Raw genomic sequence first — 19,017 nt, 5'->3', positions numbered from 1 at the left:
CTCATTGAACTTCTCGGTTCAGTTTCGTAAGGTGAACCATGTGGTTCAGCAAGAGGGATTGGATCGGGTGTTCGCCTCGCTCGCCGACGCGACGCGGCGCGGCATCCTCGTGCGGCTGGGCGAGGGCCCGGCCTCCATCGGCGAGCTCGCCGAACCGACCGGCATGACGTTGACCGGCATGAAAAAACACGTCCAAGTTCTCGAGGACGCCGGTCTGGTGGTCACCGAGAAAGTGGGCCGCAGCCGGCAGTGCCGCCTGGCGCCCGCGCCGCTCGACGACGCCATGGAGTGGATCAGCTTCTACCAAAGGCTTTGGGCCCGCCGCCTCGACGGCCTCGACGCCTACTTCACGCTGCGCCGCGGCGCAGCCGACCAAGAACGCAGCGCGATCGCGGCCGACCAAGAACGCAGCGCGATCGCGGCCGACCAAGAACGCGGCGCTGCCGACCGTACCGAGAAGGAGCAGGGGACATGACGCTGGACATGCGAATGACGCGCGAATTGCCGGCCACGCCGGAAGAGGTGTTCGACGCGTACACCGACGCCGAGAAGCAGAAGATCTGGTTCAGCATCCTCGACGAGGAGCCGGGGATCGTCGAGATCGAGGTCGACCTGCGGGTGGGCGGCAAGCAGACCGCCGTCTGGGGTCCGAACCGCGACATGCTGTTCCGCGAGACGCAGACCTTCCTCGAGATCGACCGCCCGCGCCGCCTGGTCACCGAGTCGACCGGCTCCGGGCCGGACGGGCAAGAGATGACCACCCGCGTCGAGGTCACGTTCGAGCAGAAGGGCGACGGCACGCTCATGACCGTCGTGCAGAGTGGCTTCCCCGTCCCCGAGGTCCGCGACTTCTTCATCGGCGAGGTGTGGCCGGGGGCGCTGGCCCGCATCGAGGCCTACCTGGAGCGCGAGAAGCAAAACGCGTAACCGCATGGTTCGGTGAGCGCCGAAGCGTTGGCGTCGCACACTGGGAGCATGGCCACCGCCGGGGAACTCGCTGCGCTTGCCGGGCTGCTGGCTGATGAGACGCGGGCGGGAATGTGCCTGGCGTTGCTGGACGGGCGGGCTTGGACGGCGGGGGAGTTGGCGCGGCACGCCGGGGTCGCGCCCTCCACCGCCACCGAGCATCTGCACCGGCTGGTGAGCGGTGGGTTGCTCGTCGAGCGGCGGCAGGGGCGGCACCGGTATGTGCAACTGGCGGACGAGTCGGCCGCGCAGCTCATCGAGGATCTGGCGGCACGGCTCGAACCGCGGGCGGTGCCGGCGAAAGGCCTGCGGGCGGCGGTGGCGAGCGAGGCACTGCGGCGAGGGCGCACCTGCTACGACCATCTGGCCGGGCGGCTCGGGGTGGCGGTCACCGAGGCGATGGTGGGGGCGGGGATGCTCGACGTCGACGGCGGGTTCGCTCTCACGACGTACGGGAAACGGTTCTTGACCTCGACGACCGGGGCTGAACTGCCAGGCGGGCGGCGGCCGCTGGCCCGGGGCTGCCTCGACTGGACCGAGCGGCGGCAGCACCTGGCCGGCGTGGCCGGGGCGCGGCTGTGCGAGACGTTTCTCGCGCGGAACTGGGTCACGCGCATCGGTTCCGGCCGCGCCGTCCGCCTCACGCCGGACGGCGGAAAGGCGCTCGGCGAACTCCTCGACCTGGACGCCGCCGGCCTCTAATCCCGGCGGGAAAGATGTGGGCCGCCGGCTTGGAGGCCTGTGGCGAGCAGGTTCACCGCGGCCAGCAGGCCGGCACGTGGCGCGTCCTGCCAGTTCGGGGTGATCGCGGGGAGGGCGGCCGTCAGCGGATAAGCGTCCGGGACGGCCGCCGCCCCCGCCTGCCAGGCCTCGAGGTCGGCGTCGGTGAGACGGGAGTAGGCCGCGGCCGTCTGTGCGGTGGCCCGGACCGTCGCGTACAGCATGGTCACGGCCGGCGTGCGTGAGGCGGGCGGCACCGCGAAGCGCTCGAACACGCCCAGCAGCGCCTCCATCCAGTCCTGCTCGTTCGGGCCCTGGGTGGCCTGCGCCCACGACCGCTCGGTCAGCCACGGATGCGCCAGATACACCTCGTACAGCGCCGTCGCCCACCCCGACAGGCCCTCGGCCAAGTCTTCCTGCGCCACGGAAAGAGCCGGCATCGCCGACGCCTGGTCCTGCATCAGGGCGAGCAGGTTCTCTTTAGTTCCCACGTACGGGTAAAGGGCCATCGCCGTCTTGTCGAAGCGCGCGGCCACCGCCCTCGTCGACACCGCCTCGAGCCCCGACGCGTCGGCGAGCGAAATCGCCACAGCCAGGATCTCGTCCAGGTCGAGCTGCTGTCTGGGCCCGCGGCGGGGCGTGGGCAGGGTCGCCCCACGATGCCGCCAGAGCCGCTTCAGATGGTCGTCCATAACTCCTGACAGTGTATAGTGTTTCGCATGCGGACAACGAGCATGACGACTGTGAGACTGCACGACGGATCCTGTATCGACGTTCAGAGCCAGGGCAGCGGTCCCGCCATCTTCCTCCCCGTCAGCACCGCGATCCTCGAGGGTGAGCAGGCCGACGCCATCCGCGCCTGGGGCGCCGACCCCAACAACGGCCACGCCCTCGCCACCGGCCTGGCCGAGGCCGGCTTCCGCGTGATCACCGCCGACTACGAGGGCCACCTCAACCAGCACCCGGCCCCGCCGACCCTGACCGCGGACGCGGTCGCCGCCGATCTGCTGAGCATGGCCGGCGTCGACCGGTTCGCCTACTACGGCTATTCCTGGCTCGCCCTTTCCGGGCTGCAACTCGCCATCCGTACGGAGAAATTGACGGCCCTGGCCATGGGCGGTTATCCACCCCTCGGTGGCCCCTACGAAGCGATGCTCGCCGTCACCCGCAAGGCTCACGAAATGGCGCTGAATCCGCCGCCCCCGCCCACCGGCGAGGCCGTGCCCGGCGACTGGGACTCGGTGGCCTTCACCCAGACGCCCGATCAGACCCGGCAGTTCGTGACGCTCTACGAGTCGCTTCAGAATTTCGACGACAGCACCGTCCATCTCGGCATTCCGCGGCTCGCTTTCGCCGGCGAAGAGGACAACATCCAGTACGGCTCGGCCTGGGACAACGCCTATGTCACCCTGGCCGAGCCGACCGTCCGCAATCGCGAAGCCCTGACGAAGGACGGCTGGGAGGTGGCACTGATCCCGAAGGCCGACCACATGGTGGCCATGCAGGCCGCGAACGTCCTGCCCATCCTGATCCCGTGGCTCAGGTCGTCACTTTGAGCCAGCCGCCGTCCACGTAATAGGTCGACCCGACCGAATAGGCGGCGCGCTCGGAACACAGGAAGACGAAGAAATCGGCGACCTCGGACGGCGTGGCGAACCGTCCGATGGGCGCGTTGTCCTCGGCGATCTTGGCCAGGTACTCCTCCCACGTCTGGTCGGTGTCGGCGGTCAGCGCCTTCGCGGTCTTGATCCAGTCCCCGGTCATGACCAGGCCGGGGTTGACCGCGTTGACCCGGATGTTGTCCCCGATCAGCTCGTTGGCCAGGCACTTCGAGAACATGACGAGCGCCGCCTTGGTGGTGTTGTAGATCGGCTCGTAGCCCAGCGGCTGGGTGGCGCAGATCGACGCGTTGTGCAGGATCACGCCACCGCCGCGGGCCTTCATCTGCGGCGCGATCTCGCGGGCGAGCCGGACCGCCGCCATCACATGCAGTTCCCAATAGAATTGCCAACGCGAGTCGGGCGCGGTCAGGATCTTCTCCTCGCTGCCGGTGCCCGCGTTGTTGATGAGAATGTCCGCGCCGCCGAATTCCCGCTCGACCTCGGCGGCGACCCGGGCCGCCTCGTCCGGGATCGTGAGATCCGCCGCGATGGTGAGAACCCGTACGCCGGAAATCGACGAGGCGACCTCGGCCAGCCGGGAAGCGGAGCGGGCGACGAGGGCCAGATGCACACCCTCGGCGGCCAGCCCCTGAGCGATCGCCTCACCGATACCGGCGCTACCACCTGTGACGACTGCCACCCTGTCAGTGAGACGCAGATCCATTTCTTACTCCGTTCGCGCGCAAATGAGATCGGGTACTTCCCGAACATTCGCACGAAGGCGGGAGGCCGGGGTGTTCGGTAAGGGAAAGACAGTCGCCGACCAGTTGGTCGAGGTGCTGGTTCAGGCCGGCGTGGAACGGATCTACGGACTGGTCGGGGACAGTCTCAACGCGCTCTCCGACGCCATCCGGCGCAACGACGCCATCGAGTGGGTGCACGTCCACAACGAGGAGGCGGCGGCGTTCGCGGCCGCCGCGGAAGCCCAGCTCACCGGCAAGCTGGCGGTCTGCGCGGGCAGCTGCGGGCCGGGCAACACGCACCTGATCCAGGGCGTGTTCGACGCGCACCGGTCGGCCGCGCCGGTGCTGGCCATCGCCTCGCACATCGTCTCGACCGAGATCGGCTCCGGCTTCTTCCAGGAGACGGACCCCAAGCAGCTGTTCGGCCAGGCCAGTCACTGGACCGAGATGGTGTCGTCGGCGGAGCAGATGCCGCGGATGGTGCGCATGGGCATCCAGCAGGCGGTCGGCAAGCGCGGCGCGGCGGTGCTGGTCGTGCCGGGTGACGTGCTGGCCGCCGACGCGGCCAACGAGACCGGCGCCGGGCACGCGGTGGCCGGGCCGGTGCTGGGCGCGCCGTCCGACTACGTGATCGAGGATCTGGCCGAGCGGATCAACGCGGCGAAGACGGTGGCGATCTTCGGCGGGATCGGCTGCGCCGGCGCCCGCGACGAGGTGCTGCAGCTGGCCGAGGTGCTGGGCGCGCCGGTCGGGCACTCGCTGCGGGGCAAGGACGTGCTGCAGTACGACAACCCGTACGACGTGGGCATGTCGGGCCTGCTCGGCTATGGCGCCTGCTACGAGGCGACGCACGAGGCCGATCTGCTCCTGCTGCTGGGCACCGACTTCCCGTACCGGCAGTTCCTGCCCCAGAAGAACACTGTGCAGATCGACATCGACCCGTCGCGCCTGGGTCGCCGTACGGCTCTGGAACTCGGTGTGGCCGGTGACGTCGGCGCCACGATCCGGGCGCTGCTGCCGAAGCTGGAACGCAAGGACCACAAGTTCCTCAACAACATGCTCAAGAAGCAGGTCGACGAGCTCGAGCGCGTGGTCGACGCGTACACGAAAAACGTCGAGAACCTGGTGCCGATCCACCCCGAGTACGTGGCCTCGATCCTCGACGAGGAGGCGGCCGGCGACGCCGTCTTCACCGCCGACACCGGCATGTGCACCAGCTGGGCGGCCCGCTACATCACGCCCAACGGCCGCCGCCGGCTGCTCGGCTCGTTCGTCCACGGCACGATGGCCAACGCGCTGCCGCACGCGATCGGCGCCCAGAAGCTCGACCCGAGCCGCCAGGTGGTGTCGATGTCGGGCGACGGCGGCCTGGCCATGCTGCTCGGGGAACTGCTGACCGCCAAGCTGCACAACCTGCCGGTCAAGGTGGTGGTCTTCAACAACTCCAGCCTCGGCATGGTGCGCCTCGAAATGCTGGTGGCGGGCGATCCGCCGTACGAGACCGACCACGACCACGTCGATTTCGCGGCCATCGCCAAGGCGGCCGGGCTTTTCTCCGTACGCGTGGAGAAGCCCGACGAGGTGCGCGGGGCGCTGCGTTCCGTGCTCGACCATGACGGCCCCGCCCTGCTCGACGTCGTGACCGACCCCAATGCGCTGGAGATCCCGCCGCACATCACCAAGGAGGAGGCGGCCGGGTTCGCGCTCGCCGCCGGAAAGTCGGTGCTCTCCGGCGGCGTCGGCCAGATGCTGCACCTGGCCCGCACGAATCTGCGCAATCTTCCTCGCTAAGCGGCCCGGCGGAGTTCGGCGCCCACGTCGTGCAGGTGACGCAGAGCCTGGCCGTACGAATCGGTCAGGCTCGTCACCTCGTACGGGACGCCGATCTCGGCGCAGTACTGCTGCACGATCGGCTGGGCGTGGCGCAGGTTGGGCGTCGGCATGGCCGGGAACAGGTGGTGCTCGATCTGGTAGTTGAGCCCGCCCAGCGCCACGTCGACGAACCGCCCGCCGCGCACGTTGCGCGAGGTCAGCACCTGCTTGCGCAGGAAGTCCTCGTCGCCGGTGGGGTGCGGCATGCCCTTGTGGTTGGGCGCGAAGGTCATTCCCAGGTAAACCCCGAAGATCGCTTGGTGTACGACGAAGAAGGCGACCGCCTGCAGCGGGGTCAGCACGAGCAGCAGCGCGGCGGCGTATGCGGCGATGTGGGCCCCGATCAGCAGCGCCTCCCCGACCTTGCCCCGCTGCATGATCCACTTCACGCTGTCCCGCTTGAGGCTGAGCCCCAGCAGGGTCAGCAGCGGGAAGAAGAAGTACGCCTGGTAGCGGGTCAGGAAGCCCTTGCCGGCGGCCGCCTCGCGCGACCACACCAGCACGCCCGGCCCCACGTCCGGGTCCAGGTCGTCGTGGTTGGGGTTGGCGTGGTGCTTGGTGTGCTTGTCCATCCAGTAGCCGTACGACATGCCGATGGCCAGGTTGCCGGCGATCAGCCCGGCCCGCCGGCTCGGCTTGTTGGTGCGGAACACCTGCCGGTGCGCCAGGTCGTGGGCCACCAGCGCGGTCTGCGCGAACATCACGCCCAGGAAGGCGGCCACGGCCAGCGTCCACCAGGAGGCGCCGACCACGAAGAACGCGCCCCAGCCCCAGGCCAGCGCGGCGCCGACCAGCGACAAGCGGAGGGCGTAGTAGCCGGGCCGGCGGCGCAGCAGCCCCGCCGCGTTGATCCGCCGGCCCAGTTCCGCGAAGTCACTACCGGCCGCTGTCCGCGGCCGTTCTGCCATCGTCGTCATGCCTTTCAGCGAACCGTGCGGACCCCCTCAAGGTCAGGAGTGCGATCCCCCCAACGTTTGGTGGGGCTAGCACTACTGAGTTGAAGGCCACGTTGGGCCACGATGAAAGGCGTGGAGACCAGAGACTGGATCAAAGACGGGCTCAAAGCCATGGCGGCCGGCCTGCTCGCTGTCGTGCTCGCCGTGCTGAACTTCCCGCTCTTCGTGCTTTTCCTGCTGTCGCTGGTGCTCACCCCGGTGCTCGGGATCGGCCTCTTCCTGCTGCCCGCGGTCACCGCGCTGATTCGGCTGCGGGCCGACGCGGCCCGGCGGGTGGCCGCCTGGCACGGCGTGGCCATCGCGCGGCCCTACCGGCCGAAACCGGCGGGCACGGCGCCGATCGGCTGGGGCCGCTACAAGCAGATCATCACCGATCCGGCCACCTGGCGTGACTTCGCCTGGCTGCTGCCCGGGGCGGTCGCGGGGCTGGTGCTCGGCATTCTCACGCTCGCTCTGCCCGCGTACGGCGTGGAAGGGATTGTTCTTCTTCCGCTCTGGATCTATCTGGCCGAGGGCTGGTCCGGCTACGGCGTGAACTGGCCGATCGAGAACGTCGGCGAGGGCTTCCTGTCGATACCGCAGGGTGTGGTGTTCCTGATTCTCGGCATCGCCGTGGCGCCCTACCTGCGCCGGTTCGACGCGCAGTTCGCCCGGCTCTTCCTGGCCCCCACCCGGGCCGCCGAGCTGCGGCTGCGCGTCGATCAGCTGACCGTCACCCGGGCCGACACGGTCGACGCCCAGGCGGCCGAGCTGCGCCGCATCGAACGCGATCTGCACGACGGCGCCCAGGCCCGGCTGGTCTCGCTCGGCATGACCATCGGCCTGGCCGAGGAGCTGGTCGACCGCGACCCCGACACGGCTCGCAAGCTGATGGCCGAGGCCCGCGAGACCAGCTCCACCGCGCTGGTCGAACTGCGCCATCTCGTACGAGGTATCCACCCGCCGGTCCTGGCCGAGCGCGGCCTCGACGGCGCCGTCCGGGCGCTCGCGCTCACGTCGCGCATACCCACCACAGTCGACAGTGATGTGGCCGGCCGCCTCGAGACGCCGGTCGAATCGGCCGCCTACTTCGCGATCGCCGAAGCGTTGACAAATGTGCAACGCCACAGCGCGGCCACCTTCGCCTACGTGAGCATGCACCGCACCGGCGACCTGCTGCGCCTGGAGGTCGGGGACGACGGCCGGGGCGGCGCCGACTCGAAACGCGGCACCGGGCTGGCCGGAATGGAACGACGCCTGGCCGCCTTCGATGGCACGATGTCCGTGTCCAGCCCGCCCGGCGGGCCGACCATCGTGACCATGGAGCTGCCGTGCGCGTCGTCATCGCCGAGGACCATGCTCTCCTCCGGGACGGACTGACCCGGATCCTCGAGGCGTTCGACTTCGAGGTCGTCGCCGTCGTCGACCGTGGGCCCGACGTGCTGCCGACCCTGCTCGAGTGCAAGCCCGACGTGGCCGTCCTCGACGTGCGGCTGCCGCCCACCTTCACCGACGAGGGGCTGCAGGCGGCCATCGCGGCCCGCCGCCAGGCGCCCGGCCTGCCGATCCTCGTGCTCAGCCAGCACGTCGAGCCGCTCTACGCCCGCGAACTGCTCTCCGACCGCCGGGGTGGGGTCGGCTACCTGCTGAAGGACCGGGTGTCCGACGTCGCCCAGTTCATCGACGCCGTACGCCAGGTGGCCGGCGGCGGCACGATGATGGACCCCGAGGTGGTGGGCCGGCTGCTCGACCGCAGCCGGCCGCTCGACGTGCTCACCGCCCGCGAGCGCGAGGTGCTGGGCGAGATGGCGGCCGGGCGCTCCAACGCGGCGATCGCGGCCAAGCTCTTCATCACCGAGAAGGCCGTCAGCAAGCACATCAACAACATCTTCACCAAGCTGGGCCTGCCGGTGTCGGAAGACGACAACCGGCGCGTGCTGGCGGTGCTGGCCTACTTGGACAGCTGATTCAGTACCTGGCTCGCTATCAAGTCGATGTGGTCGAGATCGTCCATGTCGATCAGCCGCAGGTGCACGCGGGTCGCGCCGATCTCTTGCATCTCGCCGATGCGCTGCACGAGCTGGTCGGGGGAGCCCTCCACCGGATCCTCGGGCGGGAGCACGCTCTTGACGTGCAGGGGAGCGGCGCGGCGGGCGGCCTCTTCTTTCGTGCGTCCGATCGCGACGACAATCCCGGCCGACAGCGTGAGCGGCTTCTCCCGGCCGACGGCGTCCGCCGCTTTTCTCACGCGATCGAAGGCGGCCGCCGTCTCGGCGACCGTCTTGAACGGCATGTTGTATTCGTCGGCATAGCGGGCCGCCAGTTCCGGCGTACGGCGTGGGCCCTTGCCCCCGACGATGATCGGCGGATGCGGCCGCTGCACCGGGCGCGGCAACGCCGGGGCGTCCACCAGGTGGTAATGCTTGCCGTCGAAGGAGTAGTTCTGTCCCTCGGGCGTGCCCCAAAGTCCCGTCAGGATCTCGAGCTGCTCCTCGAGGCGGTCGAAGCGCTCGCCGACCGGCGGGAACGGGATGCCGTAGGCGGTGTGCTCGCGCTCGACCCAGCCGGCGCCCATGCCCAGCTCGACCCGGCCGCCGCTCATCTGGTCGACCTGCGCCACCATGATCGACAGTGGACCGGGCATACGGAAAGTAGCCGAATTGACCAGTGTGCCGATCCGCAGCGTACGGGTCTCACGAGCCAGTCCGGCCAGCGTGATCCAGGCGTCGGTGGGGCCGGGCAGGCCCGGTTCCGGCGTCAACGCACGGTAATGATCGGCCCGGAGTAGCCCCTCGAACCCGGCGTCTTCCGCATGACGGGCGAAGTTCAATTGAGTGTCGTACGTCGCACCCCGGTGCGGTTCGACGAACAGACAAACACGCATCATCGTCCCTCATAAACCGAGCTGGGCGCATACCCGCGCTCATCCTGATCGATCATCCGTGATTCGTCTACTTCGGCTTTTGAGACGAACCTGTCATCGATGCATGTGCCAGTTTGCCCTACGATCCCCGTCGGGACACCACTGCCCCACGTTCGGCCACTCCAGGCCCCGGTGCGCCATTTGCCGGGATGCCGACTCCCCCATCGACCGCACCAGGTCGGGAAGGATCTACGGTGCACAGAAGGACCCTCGTACGTTCCGTTGTCGCCGGCGCGCTCGCTCTCACCATGAGCGCGGCCGCCGCCGGGTGCAGCGACGACTCGGCTGACGGCGACGGTGGCAGCACCGGCTCGCTCGAGAAGATCACTTACCTGACCTCGTTCGGCACCTTCGGCCGTGACTCGTACGCGTACGTCGCGCTCGACAAGGGCTACTTCAAGGACGCCGGCTTCGACGTCACGGTCAACCCGGGCAAGGGCTCCGGCGAGAACATCAAGTCGATCGTGTCCGGTCAGGCCCAGTTCACGCCGATCGACCTCACCGGTGGCCTGCTCGCCGCCGGCGGCAAGGACAAGACCACCGGCTTCACCGCCGTGGCGGCGATCCAGCAGCGCACCATGGCCGCGATCATCGCGCTCGAGGGCAACGGCATCAACGCCCCCAAGGACCTCGAGGGCAAGACGCTGACCGACCAGCCCGGCTCGGTCGTGCGCACGCTGTTCCCGACCTACGCCAAGCTGGCCAACGTGGACCCGAACAAGGTCACGTTCCGCAACGGCCAGGCCCAGGAACTGATCGGCCTGCTCGCGTCCGGCCGCACCCAGGGCATCGGCCAGTTCGTGGTGGGCAAGCCGACCGTCGAGACGGTGGCCAAGCCCAAGAAGGCCGTCGTGCTGCCCTACAGCGACGTGCTGCAAGACCTGTACGGCAACGTCCTGATCACGTCGACCAAGTACGCGACGGACAACCCCGAGAAGGTCAAGAAGTTCACCGAGGCGCTGCTCAAGGGTCTCGCCGACTCCATCGAGAACCCCGAGGAGGCCGGCAAGATCACGCAGAAGTACGTGCAGACGGCCAAGCCTGAGGGTGTCGCGGCCGAGCTCGCCCTGATGGGCCCGTACGTGAAGTCGGCCGCGGCCGGCATCCCGGTCGGCGCCCTCGACGCCGAGCGCGTGGCCCGGAGCATCGCGATCCTGCAGGGTTCGGGCCAGATCGAGCCCGGCCTCAAGCCGGAGCAGGTCATCAACTTCGACCTGACCCCCAAGGCCTGACCGTTGTCTACGCTGGGGTGCGCCGGTTCGCCGGCGCACCCCGCTGCTTCGAGGAGCACCGCCGGTGCAAGAGACGTTGACGCCCCCGACGGAGGCCGCCGTGGCCCGTCCCGCCCGCCCCGCCCGCCGGTTCTCACCCAGCGCGGTGGCCTGGCCGGTGCTCGGCATCGTCGTCACCCTGGTGGTGTGGTGGGCGGTCGTCGAGATCTTCGACATCCAGCCGATCATCCTGCCCAGCCCGGTCGACGTCTTCGAAGGCTTCCGCACCTACCCTGAGCTGCTGCTGCAGACGACGTGGGACACGGTCCGGGTCACCCTGATCGGCTTCGCCCTGTCGGTGCTGATCGGCGTGGCGCTGGGCACCGCGATCGCCGCCTGGAAGCCCTTCGAGCGGGCGTTCGGCCCCCTGCTGGTGGCGCTCAACGCCGTACCGAAGGTGGCGATCGCCCCGCTGATGATCGCCTGGTTCGGCTTCGGCACCAAGCCCGTCCTGGCCATGGCCTTCCTGCTGTGCTTCTTCCCGATCGTGCTGTCAACGGCCACCGGCCTGGCCAGCACCCCGGCCGACCTGGCCGAGCTGGCGCGGTCGCTGGACGCCACCCGAACCCAGACCTTCCTGCGCGTACGGGTGCCGGCGGCCCTGCCCCAGATCTTCGTCGGCCTCAAGCTGGCGATGCCCCTGGCCGTGATCGGCGTAGCCGTAGGCGAAATGCAGTCCGGCGGCGTCGACGAGGGCCTGGGCACGATCATCGTCCAAACCGCAGGCCAGGGCGACACGGCGACCGCCTTCGCCGCCCTCACCCTCATGGCGATCGTCAGCATCATCCTGTACTACCTGCTGGTCCTGATCGAGCGCCTGGCCCTGCCCTGGGTCCGCGGCACCACCGCCTGAACCGTCCGTCCGGACGCCGGCTGCGTCATACACGACCTCAACCGCGAGGCGCAGGCGCTGAGCCTCCACCTCGACCGCGTCCAAGTACCTACCTCGTCAGGATCTCAAGGCGATGGTAGGCCCGGAAGTCTTCGAAATCCTTGACGTTGAGGGTGGCCAAGGGAAGTTCGTGAGTCAGGCAACAGGCCGCGATCCACGAGTCGTTCGTCGGGCGCGGACGTCCGCGCCGCATCGCTGCCGCAGCGAGAAGGCCGAAAGCGTCGGCGACGTCCTCGTCGCCGGGGAGCATGGGCATCGCCGCCAGCCACGCGTCCAACATGCGGCGGTTAGCGGTGCCCCATTTGCGGACCTCCGCCCACTTCATCAACTCGGCACGAGTCACGAATGTGATGAGGGGCTGAGTTCCGATCAGGCGTGTGGACAGCGTCGGAGGAAGGCGTTTCTTGATGATCAATGAAGCCGCGTCGGTGTCGAGGACCACGGCTCTCATCGACGTCAGGCCAGGTCGCGCTGGCGCTCGGCGTAGGTGAAGTCGAGGAACTGATCGAGTTCTTCGTCCGACTCGAAGACGTCGGCGGCAAGCGCGTCGAGATCGTCTTGCGAACGAATCGGGCGCGCGTCCTTGGCCCGAATCAGTTCATCAACGGTCAGGCGGCCGGGACGCGGAGCGATCGGCTGGCTACCAGCACTGGCGTTCATCGCGCCTCCTTCCAGTCACTCGACCTGATTCAGGGTACTCGCGGTCAGTCGGCGTCGGCGGGGCCCTCGAGGCCGGACTTCTCGTCTCGGTCGGCCCACTCCAGCAGGGTGGTCAGGGAGTGGTGTTTGTCGTCGATCTTCGCGTGCAGGTCGCCCAGCTGGGCGAAGCGGGCCGGCACCGTCTGGATCGTGAAGTCTCGCGGGTCGGCGTCGGGGATCTCGGACCACTCGACCGGGGTGGAGACCGTGGCGGTGGGGACTCCGCGTACGGAATAGGCGCTGGCGATCGTGTGGTCGCGGGCGTTCTGGTTGTAGTCGACGAACAGCTTGGCCGGGTCTCTGTCCTTGCGCCACCAGGTGGTCGTCACGTCTTCCGGGGCCCGCCGCTCCACCTCGCGAGCGAAGGCCAGAGCGGCTCGGCGTACGTCGGAGAAGCCCCACGACGGCTCGATGCGCACATAGATGTGCAGGCCCCGGCCGCCTGACGTCTTCGGGTAGCCGGTGATGCCCAGGTCGTCCAGCACCTCGTGAGCGACCGCGGCCACCCGGCGCACCCGGTCGTACGGGCAGTCGGGCATGGGGTCGAGGTCGATGCGCCACTCGTCGGGCTTCTCGGTGTCGGCCTTGCGGGAGTTCCAGGGGTGGAACTCGACCGTCGACATCTGCACGGCCCAGATCACGTCGGCCGTCTTGGTCACGCACAACTCGTCGGCGTGGCGGTTGTAGCGCGGGAACTTCACCCGCACCGTCTCGAGCCACGGCGGCGCCCCGTGCGGCACCCGCTTCTGGTGCACCTTTTCGCCGGCCAGCCCGTCGGGGAACCGGTGCAGCATGCACGGGCGCTCGCGCAGCGCCCGCACGATGCCGTCACCCACCGACAGGTAGTAGTTGACCAGGTCGAGCTTGGTCAGGCCGAGCTCCGGAAAGTACACCCGGTCCGGGTTCGACACGCGCACGGTGAAGTCGCCGACCTCCACCTCGGTCGCCGGGCTCTTGCTCGAAGAGGCCATGCGATCAACTTAACCGAGAACCGCGTCGTCGAGGTCGGCCAAGAGGGTGTCGCCTGAGTCGAGCAGGTCGAGCAGGGGCGCGATGCGGGGGAGTTCGTGGGTGAGGAAGTAGCGGGCGGCCAGCCGCTTGCCGTCGTAGAAGGCGCCCTCCTTGCCCTCGGTGGCCGCCAGCTGGGAGAGCCACAGCCAGGCGATCACCAGGTGGCCGGTGGCTTCCAGGTACGCCGTGGAGTTGGCCAGGGCCGCGGTGGGATCGCCGTTCGCCCACAGCTTGCGGGTGGTCGCGGCCAGGCGGTCGCACAGCGCGACCACCGGTTGGCCCAGTTCGGGCGGCGCCGCCACGGCCGTGGTGACGATGCGGCCGATCAGCAGCTGCAGGCCGGCCCCGCCCCGCATGATCACCTTGCGGCCGAGCAGGTCGAGGCCCTGGATGCCGTCGGTGCCCTCGTGGATCGAGTTGAGGCGGTTGTCGCGGTAGAACTGCTCGACCGGGTATTCGCGGGTGTAGCCGTAGCCGCCGTGCACCTGGATGGCGTGGTCGTTGGCCAGGCGGCACCACTGGGACGGCCACGCCTTGACGATCGGGGTGAGCACGTCGAGCAGCAGGTCGTTGTCCTCCGACGGCTCGTCGAGCAGCTTGGCCGCGTACAGGATCAAGGCCAGGCCCCCTTCGACGTACGACTTGGAGGCGAGCAGCATGCGCCGGACGTCGGGGTGCCGGACGATCGGCACGGCCGGCGCCAGCGGATCTTTGTCGGCCACGGGACGGCCCTGCGTACGCTCCCGGGCGTAGTCGAGGGCGTGCAGGTAGCCCGTGTAGCCCAGCGCCACCGCGCCCGCCCCGACCCCGATCCGGGCCTCGTTCATCATCTGGAACATGTAGGCCAGGCCCTTGCCCTCCTCGCCGACCAGGTAGCCGGTGGCGTCGTCGAAGGAGAGCACGGCGTTAGTGGTGCCGCGGTAGCCCATCTTGTGGTTGAGCCCGGCCAGGGACACCCCGTTGCGCTCGCCGACCGTGCCGTCGTCCTCGACGTGGTGCTTGGGCACGATGAACAGCGACAGCCCCTTGACCCCGGCCGGCGCCCCCGCGGCCCGGGCCAGCACGAGGTGCACGATCGTCTCGCTCAGCTCGTGGTCGCCGCCCGAGATCCACATCTTCGAGCCGTTGACCCGATATGTCCCGTCGCCGGCCGGCGTGGCCCGCGTCAGCACGTCACTCAGCGCCGACCCGGCCTGCGGCTCCGACAAGCACATCGTCCCAGTGAAACGCCCCTCCAGCATCGGCCGCACGAAACGGTCGATCTGCGCCGCGGTCCCGTGCGTCAGCAGCAGGTTCGCATTGCCGGCCGTCAACAGCGAATAGGACGAGGTGGCGATGTTGGCCGCCTGGAACCAGGCGAAGCACGCCCGGGCCACCACGTGCGGCAACTGCAGGCCGCCGACCGCGTCATCCATCGTGGCGCTGAGCAGCCCGGTCTCGTTGAAGACCTTGAGCGCCGCCGCCACCTCGGGGATCACCGTGACGCGTACGCCGTCGAAGGTCGGCTCCTCGAGGTCGGACTGCCGGTTGTGCGGCGCGAAGTCCCGCTCGGCGATCTGGGCCGACACGTCGAGGAAGGCGTCGAACGTCTCGCGGGAGTGCTCGGCGAACCTTTCCCGGGCCGTGAGCGCCTCGACGTCGAGCCACTCGTACAGCAGGAAGTCGAGGTCACGTCGCGAGAGGATCTTGGAGGACACCGCGGGCACCGCCGTTCATCGAAGACGAGGGGTCTTCAGTCTGCCGCACGATGCCTTCCCGCTCGTGCCTGCGGATAACTGCGCGCGTGCTTGACGGCGTACATCGCGTGGTCCGCGGCCCGCAACGCCTCGTCCGGATCGGTGGCGCCGGCCGCGAGATGCACGCCGACGCTGGCGCCGATCCGCACCTGGGCGCCGCCGACGACGAACGGGTGCGCGATGGCGTCCCGGATGCGGGCGGTCATGGCGTCGCTGTCGGCCGGCCCGAGCACGCCCGGCATCAGGATCACGAACTCGTCGCCACCCACCCGGGCCAGCACGTCCCACTCCCGTACGCAGGCGCTGAGCCGGGCCGCGACCTGCCGCAGCAGCTCGTCGCCGGCCTCGTGCCCGTACGCGTCGTTGACCGGCTTGAACCCGTCCAGGTCGACGAAGAGCACCGCCACCGGCTGCTCACGCAGCGAGGAGCCCAGCGCGTCCTGCATGCGGCGGCGGTTGGGCAGCCCGGTCAGCGCGTCGTGCTGCGCCTCGTGGGCCAGCCTCTCCTGGAAGGCGCGGTTCTCGCTGATGTCGCGGGCGTTGATGACGATGCCGTGCAGCGCCTGGTTGTGCATCTGGTTGGACGCGGTGAACTCGAACCAGCGGTACTCGCCGGCCGCCGAGCGCACCCGGCACTGCAGCCGCAGCAGCTCGTCGCGGTTGGTCAGCAGCCGGCCGAACTGGTCGCGCATCCGTTGCTGGTCGTCCGGGTGCACCAGGGCGAAGACGCTGGTGCCGACCAGCACGCCCTCGTCGTAGCCGAGGACGGCGGCCGCGCTCGGGCTGGAGTACTCGATGTCGCCGTTGGCGCCGAGCACCGAGACCAGGTCGGGGGCGTGCTGGAAGAGGGCCTGAAAGCGCTCGTCGGCCCGCCGGCGCTGCATCTGGGTGCGCCAGCCGAGCAGGAACATGGCCAGCACGCCGATCAGCAGCATCGCGCCCATGGTCATGTTCAGCGTCTGGCTCTTGGTGTGCACCGCGCCGTCGAACGACTTCTTGGTCTGCGTACGCACGTAGGACCACCCGCCCGGCAGGCCGCCCACCGTGATGGCGACCATCTGGGTGCCGGCGACGGTGGTGTACTCGACGAACCCGCCGGTGAGCTGGGCGGCCAGCGCCCGGCGGATGGCCGGGTCGATCTGGGTGCCGAGCTCGCGGACCCGGTTGGTGGCGGCGATGGTGCCGGTGCTGTCGACGACCGCGGTCTGGTGCACCTCCGAGCTGAGCGTCACCGTGTACTGCTGCAGGTCGGTGGTGGCCACGTTGTTGAGCCCGACCAGGACGGCCGCCGGGGCGCCGCCGACCACGACCGGGACGCCGACCGCCTCGAGATACGTGCCGTCCACCACCATGATCGACGAGAAGCCGGCCCGCTCACCGCTCGTGAGCATGGTGAACAGCGGTTTCCAGCCGGCGTTGTCCGCGGCCGGCACACCGGTGGCCCGCGAGCTGGTGAGCACCTGCCCGTCCAGTGTCACCAGCAGAGCCCCGTACCCGAAGGTGCTGCTCTTGGCGGCGAAGGCGCGCAGCGTCGCCCGGTCGGTGGCGTTGTCGCGGCCGAGGTGAAGGGTGTTGCCGGTGAGGAAGTCGCCCAGTTCGCCCGCCGACAGGAGCTGCAGCCGGCCGACGAGGGTGCCGTTGTTCACGGCCAGAGCCCGCGAATCGGCCATGTGCACCTCGTCGGCTGCTCGAAGCGCCGACCGGTTGACGAGAAAGCCGATCGTTCCCGCAGCAGCCAGCAGCACCACGCCGACCACTACGGCGATCCAGTTGCGCAGCCGCATGCCCTCTTCATCGGCAGTCGCTCTGGCAACTGAACGGAAATCAGCGCTCGATGAGCCAGACGAACCCGAGCGCCGGCAGGTGCGCCCTTCCTTCCCGTACGAGTAAAGGCCCGTCACTGCTCAGCGCGGTCTCCAGCCAGCCGTAGTGCCCGATGACCGAGGCCTCGACGGTCTGCTCCCGCTCGCTGAAATTGGCCAGCCCGATGAACGTGCCGCTGCGGGGGTGCCGGCGGCGCCAGGCGAAGACGTGCCCATTGTCGACTCCGAGGATCGCCGTCTCGCCCCCGCCGCGCAGGGCCAGCAGGTCTTTCCGGGCGGCGACCAGCTCCCGCAGCCCGGCGAAGACCCGGCCCTCCGGCGTCTCCGGGTCGTGCCGCCGCTGAGCCGCGGTCCAGTCCATGTGCGGCCGGTGCATCCACCGGTTGTCGTCGGCCAGCGCCGGGTCGTCCCGGTACGAGGGGTCGTTGCGCATGGCGAGTTCGTCGCCCATGTAGATCAGCGGGATTCCCCCGTACGCGAAGGCGACCGCATGCAGCAGGAGCAGGCGCCGTACGCCGTCGGGCCAGCTCGCCGGATCGTCGGTGATCCCGCACAGCGAGGCGGCCGAACCGGAGATCCGAGCGTCACCGGTGTCCGGATTCTCCTGGAAAAGTGCTCCTTGCGCGTACGAGCCGTCGAAGCGGCCCGAGAAGAACGAGTTGAGAAAGTTGCGGTGGTTCCACCAGTCCCAGCCGACCTCGGCCGCGTCCTCGGCGCTGACCGCCCAGCCGATGTCGTCGTGCCCGCGCACGTAGCTGACCCAGGTCGCCTCGGCCGGGATGGGCTTCATCCGCGACAGCGACTGGGCCATGAGCCGCGCGTCCTTGGTGGCCAGGCTGCTCCACAGCATGACCATGAGCTGGTTGTGATAGGCCAGCTCGCACTCGGGCCGGTAGCGGTCGTGCCCGCCCAGGTAGGGCACCAGGTCGTCGGGCGCCACGATCGCCTCGGCCTTGAAGATCACGCCGGGCGCGGCCACCCGGACCAGCGCGTGCAGGGCCTGCACGATCCGGTGCACCTCGGGCTCGTTGAGGCAGGTCGTGCCCAGTCGCTTCCACAGGAACGGCACGGCGTCGAGCCGGAACACGTCGACCCCGCGGTTGGCCAGCCACAGGATCGTCTCGAGCATCGCCTTGAAGACGTTCGGATTGGCCCAGTTGAGGTCCCACTGGTAGCTCCAGAACGTGGTCCAGACCCACTCGCCATCGAAGTTGGTGAACGAGCCGGGCGCGCGGTCCGGGAAGACCGGCACGATCGTCCGCTCGTACGCGTCGGGCATCTCGCGGTCGGGGAAGGACATGTAGAAATCCGCGTACGCCGGGTCGCCCGCCCGCCAGCCCTCGGCCCACGCGTGCTCCTTGGCCGTGTGGTTCAGCACCAGGTCGACGCAGAGGCTCATGCTCCGCTCGTGCAACCGGCCGGCCAGCTCGCTGAGGTCGTCCATCGTGCCCAGCCGCGGGTCGACCGCGCGGTAGTCCCGTACGGCGTACCCACCGTCGTTCTCACCCGGCCGCGGTTCGAGAAGCGGCATGAGGTGCAGATAGGTCACGCCCAACTCGTCCAGATAGTCCAACTTATCGGTTACCGCACGAAGCGACCCGGCGAACCGGTCGGCGTAGCAGACGTAGCCGACCTGCCGGGCCCGCTGGTACCAGCGCGGATCGATCTCCCGCCGCCGATCGAGGTCACGCAGAGCGACCGGTCGATCGCCAGCCGCATCGAGGGCCACCGCTACCAGGTCGTTCAACGGGACTGTGCCGTAGACAACCTCCAGTGGCTCGTAGATGTCGAGTAGCGACGTGGCCAATCGGGCAAGAAACGCAAG

19 protein-coding genes are annotated in these 19,017 nt (G+C 69.1%); 9 read left to right on the top strand and 10 right to left on the bottom strand.

Features of this window, described 5'->3' with window-relative positions; translation table 11 throughout:
• Nucleotides 1-4: 4 nt before the first annotated feature.
• The 3 genes from OWR29_RS19150 to OWR29_RS19140 are packed head-to-tail and all read left to right on the top strand — an operon-like array spanning nt 5 to nt 1,668.
• Nucleotides 5-475: an ArsR/SmtB family transcription factor gene (locus OWR29_RS19150; protein WP_267564271.1), complete on the top strand. Its 471-nt coding sequence runs from the start codon at nt 5-7 to the stop codon at nt 473-475.
• Nucleotides 472-927 carry an SRPBCC family protein gene (locus OWR29_RS19145; protein ID WP_267564270.1) on the top strand — a complete coding sequence of 152 codons (456 nt, stop codon included), beginning with the start codon at nt 472-474 and terminating at the stop codon, nt 925-927. The genes OWR29_RS19150 and OWR29_RS19145 overlap by 4 nt, the downstream gene beginning before the upstream one ends.
• Nucleotides 928-975: 48 nt before the next feature.
• Entirely contained in the window at nt 976-1,668 is a 693-nt protein-coding gene (locus OWR29_RS19140) for an ArsR/SmtB family transcription factor (protein WP_267564269.1), read from the top strand.
• Here the strand turns inward: OWR29_RS19140 and OWR29_RS19135 are convergent.
• Nucleotides 1,665-2,378 carry a TetR/AcrR family transcriptional regulator gene (locus OWR29_RS19135; RefSeq protein WP_267564268.1) on the bottom strand — a complete coding sequence of 238 codons (714 nt, stop codon included), beginning with the start codon at nt 2,376-2,378 and terminating at the stop codon, nt 1,665-1,667. The two genes, OWR29_RS19140 and OWR29_RS19135, sit on opposite strands and share 4 nt — an antisense overlap.
• Nucleotides 2,379-2,420: 42 nt before the next feature.
• On the opposite strand from OWR29_RS19135, the gene OWR29_RS19130 reads away from it, so the two are divergent.
• Complete coding sequence (locus OWR29_RS19130; protein ID WP_267564267.1) at nt 2,421-3,242, top strand: alpha/beta fold hydrolase; 822 nt, start codon at nt 2,421-2,423, stop codon at nt 3,240-3,242.
• Here the strand turns inward: OWR29_RS19130 and OWR29_RS19125 are convergent.
• Complete coding sequence (locus OWR29_RS19125; RefSeq protein WP_267564266.1) at nt 3,226-4,011, bottom strand: SDR family NAD(P)-dependent oxidoreductase; 786 nt, start codon at nt 4,009-4,011, stop codon at nt 3,226-3,228. The two genes, OWR29_RS19130 and OWR29_RS19125, sit on opposite strands and share 17 nt — an antisense overlap.
• A gap of 70 nt (nt 4,012-4,081) precedes the next feature.
• On the opposite strand from OWR29_RS19125, the gene OWR29_RS19120 reads away from it, so the two are divergent.
• Entirely contained in the window at nt 4,082-5,821 is a 1,740-nt protein-coding gene (locus OWR29_RS19120; protein ID WP_267564264.1) for a pyruvate dehydrogenase, read from the top strand.
• On the opposite strand, the gene OWR29_RS19115 is transcribed toward OWR29_RS19120, so the two are convergent.
• Nucleotides 5,818-6,819: a fatty acid desaturase family protein gene (locus OWR29_RS19115; RefSeq protein WP_267564263.1), complete on the bottom strand. Its 1,002-nt coding sequence runs from the start codon at nt 6,817-6,819 to the stop codon at nt 5,818-5,820. The genes OWR29_RS19120 and OWR29_RS19115 overlap by 4 nt on opposite strands.
• Before the next feature lie 102 nt (nt 6,820-6,921).
• Here OWR29_RS19115 and OWR29_RS19110 point away from each other — a divergent pair, with 102 nt between their 5' ends.
• Together OWR29_RS19110 and OWR29_RS19105 are read left to right on the top strand one after the other, a co-directional pair.
• On the top strand, nt 6,922-8,217 hold the full coding sequence (locus tag OWR29_RS19110) for a sensor histidine kinase (protein ID WP_267564261.1): 1,296 nt from the start codon (nt 6,922-6,924) through the stop codon (nt 8,215-8,217).
• Nucleotides 8,169-8,804, top strand: a complete 636-nt coding sequence (locus tag OWR29_RS19105; RefSeq protein ID WP_267564260.1) for a response regulator transcription factor — start codon at nt 8,169-8,171, stop codon at nt 8,802-8,804. The genes OWR29_RS19110 and OWR29_RS19105 overlap by 49 nt, the downstream gene beginning before the upstream one ends.
• On the opposite strand, the gene OWR29_RS19100 is transcribed toward OWR29_RS19105, so the two are convergent.
• Complete coding sequence (locus tag OWR29_RS19100; RefSeq protein WP_267564448.1) at nt 8,789-9,721, bottom strand: LLM class F420-dependent oxidoreductase; 933 nt, start codon at nt 9,719-9,721, stop codon at nt 8,789-8,791. The genes OWR29_RS19105 and OWR29_RS19100 overlap by 16 nt on opposite strands.
• A gap of 287 nt (nt 9,722-10,008) precedes the next feature.
• Here OWR29_RS19100 and OWR29_RS19095 point away from each other — a divergent pair, with 287 nt between their 5' ends.
• Both OWR29_RS19095 and OWR29_RS19090 read left to right on the top strand, forming a co-directional pair.
• Nucleotides 10,009-10,992: an ABC transporter substrate-binding protein gene (locus OWR29_RS19095; RefSeq protein ID WP_267564446.1), complete on the top strand. Its 984-nt coding sequence runs from the start codon at nt 10,009-10,011 to the stop codon at nt 10,990-10,992.
• 64 nt (nt 10,993-11,056) lie between these two features.
• Nucleotides 11,057-11,884 carry an ABC transporter permease gene (locus OWR29_RS19090; RefSeq protein ID WP_267564259.1) on the top strand — a complete coding sequence of 276 codons (828 nt, stop codon included), beginning with the start codon at nt 11,057-11,059 and terminating at the stop codon, nt 11,882-11,884.
• 88 nt (nt 11,885-11,972) lie between these two features.
• Here the strand turns inward: OWR29_RS19090 and OWR29_RS19085 are convergent, their stop codons facing one another.
• The 6 genes from OWR29_RS19085 to OWR29_RS19060 are packed head-to-tail and all read right to left on the bottom strand — an operon-like array spanning nt 11,973 to nt 18,999.
• Complete coding sequence (locus tag OWR29_RS19085) at nt 11,973-12,374, bottom strand: type II toxin-antitoxin system VapC family toxin (protein WP_267564258.1); 402 nt, start codon at nt 12,372-12,374, stop codon at nt 11,973-11,975.
• A 5-nt stretch (nt 12,375-12,379) separates the two neighbouring features.
• A complete protein-coding gene (locus tag OWR29_RS19080; RefSeq protein WP_267564257.1) occupies nt 12,380-12,583 on the bottom strand; it encodes a hypothetical protein in 204 nt (67 codons plus the stop codon).
• 44 nt (nt 12,584-12,627) lie between these two features.
• Nucleotides 12,628-13,593, bottom strand: coding sequence for a non-homologous end-joining DNA ligase (gene ligD / locus OWR29_RS19075; protein ID WP_267564256.1), 966 nt, complete (start codon nt 13,591-13,593; stop codon nt 12,628-12,630).
• A gap of 9 nt (nt 13,594-13,602) precedes the next feature.
• Nucleotides 13,603-15,330 (bottom strand): acyl-CoA dehydrogenase, encoded by a 1,728-nt coding sequence (locus tag OWR29_RS19070; RefSeq protein ID WP_267564255.1) that lies wholly within the window; start codon nt 15,328-15,330, stop codon nt 13,603-13,605.
• Nucleotides 15,331-15,365: 35 nt separating this feature from the next.
• On the bottom strand, nt 15,366-17,153 hold the full coding sequence (locus tag OWR29_RS19065; protein ID WP_267564253.1) for a sensor domain-containing diguanylate cyclase: 1,788 nt from the start codon (nt 17,151-17,153) through the stop codon (nt 15,366-15,368).
• 40 nt (nt 17,154-17,193) lie between these two features.
• Nucleotides 17,194-18,999 carry an alpha-amylase family protein gene (locus OWR29_RS19060; protein WP_267564252.1) on the bottom strand — a complete coding sequence of 602 codons (1,806 nt, stop codon included), beginning with the start codon at nt 18,997-18,999 and terminating at the stop codon, nt 17,194-17,196.
• Between the last annotated feature and the right edge of the window lie 18 nt (nt 19,000-19,017).

Source organism: Paractinoplanes pyxinae, from assembly GCF_026626335.1.
GTDB lineage: Bacteria > Actinomycetota > Actinomycetes > Mycobacteriales > Micromonosporaceae > Actinoplanes > Actinoplanes pyxinae.
This window is presented reverse-complemented; position numbering and strand designations above follow the sequence as displayed.

Excerpts from the sequence above, each read along its gene's own strand:
- OWR29_RS19145 (WP_267564270.1), top strand. The coding sequence starts at position 472 with ATGACGCTGGACATGCGAATGACGCGCGAATTGCCGGCCACGCCGGAA.
- OWR29_RS19140 (WP_267564269.1), top strand. The coding sequence starts at position 976 with ATGGCCACCGCCGGGGAACTCGCTGCGCTTGCCGGGCTGCTGGCTGAT.
- OWR29_RS19135 (WP_267564268.1), bottom strand. The coding sequence starts at position 2,378 with ATGGACGACCATCTGAAGCGGCTCTGGCGGCATCGTGGGGCGACCCTG.
- OWR29_RS19130 (WP_267564267.1), top strand. The coding sequence starts at position 2,421 with ATGACGACTGTGAGACTGCACGACGGATCCTGTATCGACGTTCAGAGC.
- OWR29_RS19125 (WP_267564266.1), bottom strand. The coding sequence starts at position 4,011 with ATGGATCTGCGTCTCACTGACAGGGTGGCAGTCGTCACAGGTGGTAGC.
- OWR29_RS19115 (WP_267564263.1), bottom strand. The coding sequence starts at position 6,819 with ATGACGACGATGGCAGAACGGCCGCGGACAGCGGCCGGTAGTGACTTC.
- OWR29_RS19110 (WP_267564261.1), top strand. The coding sequence starts at position 6,922 with ATGAAAGGCGTGGAGACCAGAGACTGGATCAAAGACGGGCTCAAAGCC.
- OWR29_RS19100 (WP_267564448.1), bottom strand. The coding sequence starts at position 9,721 with ATGCGTGTTTGTCTGTTCGTCGAACCGCACCGGGGTGCGACGTACGAC.
- OWR29_RS19095 (WP_267564446.1), top strand. The coding sequence starts at position 10,009 with ATGAGCGCGGCCGCCGCCGGGTGCAGCGACGACTCGGCTGACGGCGAC.
- OWR29_RS19085 (WP_267564258.1), bottom strand. The coding sequence starts at position 12,374 with ATGAGAGCCGTGGTCCTCGACACCGACGCGGCTTCATTGATCATCAAG.
- OWR29_RS19080 (WP_267564257.1), bottom strand. The coding sequence starts at position 12,583 with ATGAACGCCAGTGCTGGTAGCCAGCCGATCGCTCCGCGTCCCGGCCGC.
- ligD (WP_267564256.1), bottom strand. The coding sequence starts at position 13,593 with ATGGCCTCTTCGAGCAAGAGCCCGGCGACCGAGGTGGAGGTCGGCGAC.
- OWR29_RS19065 (WP_267564253.1), bottom strand. The coding sequence starts at position 17,153 with ATGCGGCTGCGCAACTGGATCGCCGTAGTGGTCGGCGTGGTGCTGCTG.